Annotated in this window: 8 protein-coding genes; 7 read left to right on the top strand and 1 reads right to left on the bottom strand. The window is 66.9% G+C overall.

Features of this window, described 5'->3' with window-relative positions; all coding sequences use genetic code 11:
- Window positions 1-647 (top strand): MATE family efflux transporter (locus AC2VOP_RS02695; protein WP_486959533.1); only part of this gene is annotated, 647 nt, incomplete at its 5' end.
- 34 nt (window positions 648-681) lie between these two features.
- Here AC2VOP_RS02695 and AC2VOP_RS02690 read toward each other — a convergent pair.
- Complete coding sequence (locus AC2VOP_RS02690) at window positions 682-2,271, bottom strand: CocE/NonD family hydrolase (RefSeq protein WP_486959538.1); 1,590 nt, start codon at window positions 2,269-2,271, stop codon at window positions 682-684.
- Between the two features lie 137 nt (window positions 2,272-2,408).
- Between AC2VOP_RS02690 and AC2VOP_RS02685 the strand changes: the two genes are divergently transcribed.
- The 6 genes from AC2VOP_RS02685 to AC2VOP_RS02660 form a co-directional block, all read left to right on the top strand.
- On the top strand, window positions 2,409-3,380 hold the full coding sequence (locus AC2VOP_RS02685; RefSeq protein WP_486959537.1) for a metallophosphoesterase family protein: 972 nt from the start codon (window positions 2,409-2,411) through the stop codon (window positions 3,378-3,380).
- Entirely contained in the window at window positions 3,377-4,033 is a 657-nt protein-coding gene (gene pptT / locus AC2VOP_RS02680; protein WP_486959532.1) for a 4'-phosphopantetheinyl transferase PptT, read from the top strand. The genes AC2VOP_RS02685 and pptT overlap by 4 nt, the downstream gene beginning before the upstream one ends.
- Window positions 4,034-4,074: 41 nt before the next feature.
- Window positions 4,075-4,914, top strand: a complete 840-nt coding sequence (gene truB / locus AC2VOP_RS02675; RefSeq protein WP_486959536.1) for a tRNA pseudouridine(55) synthase TruB — start codon at window positions 4,075-4,077, stop codon at window positions 4,912-4,914.
- 79 nt (window positions 4,915-4,993) lie between these two features.
- Window positions 4,994-5,215, top strand: a complete 222-nt coding sequence (locus AC2VOP_RS02670; protein ID WP_486959535.1) for a hypothetical protein — start codon at window positions 4,994-4,996, stop codon at window positions 5,213-5,215.
- Window positions 5,212-5,511 (top strand): type II toxin-antitoxin system PemK/MazF family toxin, encoded by a 300-nt coding sequence (locus AC2VOP_RS02665; protein ID WP_486959531.1) that lies wholly within the window; start codon window positions 5,212-5,214, stop codon window positions 5,509-5,511. Before AC2VOP_RS02670 ends, AC2VOP_RS02665 begins: the two co-directional genes overlap by 4 nt.
- A gap of 143 nt (window positions 5,512-5,654) precedes the next feature.
- On the top strand, window positions 5,655-6,245 hold a 591-nt coding region (locus AC2VOP_RS02660; protein WP_486959534.1), incomplete at its 3' end, for a TetR/AcrR family transcriptional regulator.

Here is a 6,245-nt window from a genome sequence, read left to right as displayed (position 1 = left end):
TGCGCGCGCAGCTGGTGATGGGTCGCGACCTGATGGTGCGGACCCTGGCTTTTCAGGCCTGCTTCATTTCGGCGGCCGCGGTCGCGGCGCGGTTCGGTGCCGCGGCCCTGGGCGCGCACCAGGTGGTGTTGCAAATATGGGAATTCCTTGCGCTAGTGCTGGATTCGCTGGCGATCGCGGCGCAGACACTGGTCGGTGCGGCACTCGGCGCCGGCGATGCGCCGCACGCTAAATCGGTGGCCCGTAGAGTGACGGCGCTCTCTCTGGTGGCCGCGGCCGCGTTGGCGGTGCTGTTCGCCGTCGGCGTTCCGGTGCTGCCAGGATTGTTCACCGACGACGTCGCCGTGCGGGCAGCCATCGTGGTTCCCTGGTGGTTCCTGGTAGCTCAATTGCCGGTCGCCGGAATTGTTTTCGCTCTTGACGGGGTGTTACTTGGTGCCGGCGACGTGCGGTTCATGCGCACCGCGACCGTTCTCAGTGCGTTGGTGGGGTTTTTGCCGCTGATCTGGTTGTCGCTGGTGCTGGGTTGGGGGTTGGCCGGCATCTGGTCGGGGTTGACGACCTTCATGGTGCTGCGGCTGATCTTCGTCGGCTGGCGGGCGATCTCCGGCCGGTGGGTGGTGACCGGAGTCGGTGGTCGGCAGTAACGGATCGGTGTTCGCCACCGATGCGGTCGAAGTCCTACCCGCAGTCGCCAACCGGCAGCACGAGCCGGGAGTCACCGAACTGGACGGTGTGCGTGGCGGGCCGCAGCCGGACACCACTCACCGGGGGCGCGCCGGTGCCCAGGTTGCGCGCAAACCGGGGATGGCAGCCGCCGGCGATCAGCACTCGGATGCGGGAGCCGGCGGCGAACCGGTGCGCGATGGCGCCGAGCTCCAGACGCAGCGGGCCGGACTGATCGTGCAGTCGCCGGTAGCCCTCGCTGACATTGCGCGATCGCCCACGGCTGTCGATCTCGCTGACCCGGGCGAACAGGTCGACGTGCGGATTATCCGAGCTGTGCGCCAACTCGATGACCGGGCTTCCGAACACGGACACGTTCTCGGTCAGCGCGTCGCCGGTGAAGCTCAGGACGTCGTCGCGCCGGGCCAGCCTACTATCGTCGCGGTAGCCGCCGTCCGGGGACAGCAGCGGGCCGCCGACAGTGGGGGTGGGGTCGGCGGGGTCGTACCGGAATCGTGCCGGCTCAGCCGACGCCGCTGTCGCGGGAGATATCGCGGCCAGCCCGCCGCCGGGCTGTAGGTACCAGTGCCGTGGGCTGGTCGGCGGCGGCCAATCCGGCAGGTCGCGCCAGCCATCATCGCTGGCGCCGGTGACGAACACGCGAACCGGGCTGGACCGTGGTGTGGCGGCGGCACCGGCGAGGTGGGTGTCGAGCCAGCCCAGCGATTCCCGGGTGACCACGCCCGCCCCCTTGGTGAGCATCTCGGCGTGCATCCACGGCCCGACCGTCAGCGCCACCTCGACACCCCGACCGTGCAGCCGCCGGTACTGCGTCAGCGTCTGGTCTAAGAACAAGTCCTGCCAGCCGCTGAGCAGCAGCACCGGGATCTGCGCCCGGTCCAGTGCGGCGTCGGTCGGGTCCCGTTCCCAAAAAGGGTCGCCGGGGTCGGGATGCGCGACCCACGATTCGTACCAGGGCGCACCCGTTCCCAGGAGCGCCCGGCCGGCCGCACCCAACGGCAGCCCGGCCGCGGCGCGTGCCACCTTGCCGGGGGCGCGCAGCTGGTGGATGGTGGTCCGGATACGACCGTCCTCTTGATGGGCCATCAGGTCGGCCCAGAACAGGAAGTTGTTGAGTGCGAACGACCCAGTGCCCCAAGTCGACTCCCTCAAATCGTGCGGGCCGACGGTGATGACGGCCGCGGCCAGCTCCGGGGGCGGATCGGCCAGCAGCGCCCACTGGGTGTAGCCCACATACGACACCCCGATGGTGCCAAAGGTGCCGGTGAACCACGGCTGGCGACGCAGCCAGACGACGGTGTCGGCGCCGTCGGCGGCCTCGTTGCCCATCGGCTCGAACACGCCGCCCGAACCGAACGTTCCACGCACGCTCTGCACGATCACGTGGTAGCCGTGACTCGCGTAGACCCGGGCGAACACCAGCGACATCGGAAACCCACGGTCGTAGGGGGTGCGCATCAACAGGGTGCCGGCCGCTTCGCCGTCGGGTGCGTAGTGGTCGGCCAGCAGCACGATCCCGTCGCGCATCGGGATTTCGACGCCGCGCACGCTGTAGCGGGTCTTCGGCGCGGGTAGTCGCAGCATGCGGGCGAAGGCGGCGTCGCCGATGTGTCGGACCCAGCGGTGCTGGCCGGTCGACGTCACCGGACCAGCATATGTACTGCGGGGGCGGCCACGGGACGCGGATCGGGTGCCCAGTCCCGTTAGGCTGAAGCATCGTGATGACGCAGGAGCCGGCGGTCCATGCGGCCAGTGGTCGCCCGACCCTCTGGGCGGTATCGGATCTGCACACCGGCCACATCGGCAACAAGCCGGTCACCGAATCGCTGCACCCGTCGACACCGGACGACTGGCTGATCGTCGCCGGTGACGTCGCTGAACGCACCGACGAGATCCGCTGGTCGCTGGATCTGCTGCGGCGGCGCTTCGCCAAGGTGATCTGGGTGCCCGGCAACCATGAACTGTGGACCACCGGCAAGGATCCGATGCAGATTTTCGGGCGGGCCCGGTATGACTACCTGGTCAACATGTGCGACGAGATGGGGGTCGTCACCCCGGAACACCCATTCCCGGTCTGGACCGAAGAGGGCGGCCCGGCGACCATCGTGGGAACGTTTCTGCTGTATGACTACACGTTCCTGCCGCCGGGGGCGAGCACCAAGGCCGAGGGCCTGGCCATCGCCAAGGAACGCAACGTGGTGGCCACCGACGAGTTCCTGCTGTCACCCGAGCCGTACGGCACCCGCGATGCCTGGTGCGCCGACCGGCTCGCCACTACCCGCAAGCGGCTCGAGGATTTGGACTGGATGACGCCGACCGTGCTGGTCAATCACTTTCCACTGGTGCGCGACCCGTGTGAGGTGCTGTTCTACCCGGAGTTCTCGCTGTGGTGCGGCACGGTGGAGACCGCCGACTGGCATATCCGTTACAACGCGACCTGCTCGGTCTACGGCCACCTGCATATTCCGCGCACCACCTGGTACGACGGGGTGCGCTTCGAGGAGGTGTCGGTCGGCTACCCGCGGGAATGGCATCGCCGCAAGCCCTATCGCTGGTTGCGACAGGTATTGCCGAATCCGCAGTACGCCCCCGGTTATCTCAACGAGTTCGGCGGTCATTTCGTCATAACACCGGAGATGCGGGCGGCCAGCGAGAAGTTCCGGGAGCAAATACGCGAGCGGCAATCCCGATGAGGGCACTGCTGGACACGGTGCTGGGCGACCATCGCAGTGCTTTGGCCGCCGAAGAACGCTACGACGACCCGCCCGATCTGCGCCCGCTGCCGGAAGAGGAACCGCTGATCGAAAAGTCAGTCACCAAGCGGCGCAACGAATTCGTCACCGTTCGGTACTGCGCCCGGTTGGCGCTGGCCCAACTCGGGCAGCCACCGGTGCCGATTCTCAAGGGGGAGAAGGGAGAACCGCGCTGGCCCGACGGCATCGTGGGCAGTCTGACCCACACCGCCGGCTTCCGTGGTGCCGCGGTGGGCCGTCGGCCCGGGGTGCGCTCGGTGGGCATCGATGCCGAGCCGCACGACGTCCTGCCCTCCGGCGTGCTGGATTCGGTCAGCCTGCCGGAGGAGCGGGCCGAACTCCAGGCGATGTCTGACGGCCTGCATTGGGACCGTATCTTGTTCTGCGCCAAGGAAGCCACCTACAAGGCCTGGTTCCCGCTGACCAAGCGGTGGCTGGGTTTCGAGGACGCACACATCACCTTCGATGTCGGCGGTGGTTTCGTTGCACGAATCTTGATCGACCCGGCCGCGCTGTGTGGGCCGCCGTTGACGACGTTATCTGGACGGTGGTCGGTGCGGGACGGACTGGTTTTGACGGCGATCGTGCTGTGAGCGCAGGCCCGGGGATCGTCATCGTCGACAAGCCCGCCGCGATGACCAGCCACGACGTGGTGGCGCGCTGTCGGCGGATCTTCGCCACTCGCAAGGTCGGCCACGCCGGGACGCTGGATCCGATGGCCACCGGTGTGTTGGTGGTCGGCATCGACCGGGCCACCAAAATCCTCGGCCTGCTTACCGGAGCCCCCAAGGCTTACGCCGCGACCATCCGGCTGGGGCAGACTACCTCCACTGAGGACGCTGACGGTGAACTGCGGCAAACGATTTCAGCTGAGAACCTATCCGATGCTGGAATCGTCGCCGCGATAGCCGGGTTTCGGGGTGACATCGAGCAGGTGCCCTCGTCGGTCAGTGCGGTCAAGGTCGCCGGCCGGCGTGCCTACCAGCTGGCCCGGGAGGGCCGTGCCGTCGAGTTGACCGCCCGCCGGGTGTGTATCGACCGGTTCGAGATGCGGGCGGTGCGTCGCCACGAGCAACTCGTCGACATCGATGTCGAGGTGGACTGCTCGGCGGGCACCTACATCCGCGCCCTGGCCCGCGACCTCGGTGCCACGCTGGGCGTCGGGGGGCATCTGATCGCGCTGCGGCGCACCCGGTCCGGCCGGTTCGGGCTGGATCAGGCCCGAACGCTCGACGAACTGGCCGAGCGCCCGCGGCTGAGCCACACCCTCGATGAGGCCTGTCTGCAGATCTTTCCGCGCCGCGACCTCACCGCTGCCGAAGCCGCCGCCGCCAGCCATGGACGTGGGCTTGCGCCGGTCGGCCTCGACGGCGTGTACGCGGCCACCGATTCGGACGGGCGGGTGGTCGCACTGCTGGAAGACGCCAGACCACGGACGAGATCCGTGGTGGTGCTGCGGCCGGCCACGTTGTAGATCTCCGCGCTGGGACGCACCTCCGAACGATCTGCCATATTTTGCTGGCATGAGATGCTAGCATATAACGGTGGCAAAGATGATTACGTTGCGCCTTTCGGATGTCGCCTACGAGGCGGTCAAGCGCTACGCAGACGCGGACCATCAGTCGATGAACGCCTGGATCGAAGGCGTTCTGGATGTCGAGGATATGCGTCGCCGCTGCGCCGCCCACGCCCAATGGATGGCAGACCATCCGCAGGCCCTGTCGTTCGCTGAGGCGTGGGCGGATCGAAATTTTGGTGAGTTGGCCGCTCGATGACACAACGCCGCGGCGAGATCTGGACGGTCGAAGGTGGGATCAGCGTGCTTGTGGTGTCCTCTACCGTGTACAACGAGATCGCGTCCGAACCAACCGTGATCGTGGTGCCGGTGTTCGACACCGAGCCTGACATCGGGTTTGGCGTCGATCTCGGCGGCGACAGCTGGGCTGCGCCGGGTCTGATCACCAGTTTGCGTAAGACCCGGCTACGCGAGTTCCGCCGCGGGATCGACGTTCAAGCGCTCACCGACGTCGACAATATGCTATTCAAGATCCTTGCGACGCCCGGGCGGTAGAGCGCGGCAACGACAGTTAACTGCAGCTGTGCATGTATGCTGTTCTCGCAGATTGCATTGTGAGGTGACAGGCAGGTGCGGCGGTGGCGACACGCGTCGACGGTCGAGCGGTGCGGCGCACCCAGGCCGAGCGTAGTGCCGCGATGCGCGCCCGGCTGCTCGATGCGACGGTGGAGTGCCTGGTCTCCCGGGGCTATTCCGGAACGACGACGCTACGCATCGCTGAGATGGCCGGAGTCACCCGGGGCGCTCAGATCCACCATTTCCGGTCGAAGGAAGATCTGGTGGTCGCGGCTATTGAGCATCTGGCTCAACAACGCGCACAAGCTGCGATTCGCGAACTTGGCCGCGTGCAATGCAGCCCGGATCCGGTATCGGCGACGCTGGACTTCCTGTGGGAAGCCCATCAGGGACCGATGTTCGTTGCGACGATGGAACTTTGGGCCGCCGCCCGCACCGACCCGGTACTGGCGCAACAGGTCGAACGGGTGGAACCCGTCGTCAACAGTACCTTGATTGCCGCGATCGACCAGATCTTGCCGAATCACCCGGCGCAAAAGGAGATCCGCAACATCGTCTACACCGCGATGGACGCACTGCGCGGAATCCTGGTCGCGAGCTTCGTCGGCCAGGATTCGCAGCGGGCGCGGCAGCGCTGGGAACGAGCCTGCGTGTACCTGCGTGAGATTTTCACCGTTAAGCTGTCGGCATCGTTACCACCGGTCGGGAGATCT

This window comes from Mycobacterium sp. TH-M106 (assembly GCF_057473765.1).
Note: the sequence above shows the minus strand (reverse complement) of the source record. Positions and strands in the feature narration are given on the sequence as shown.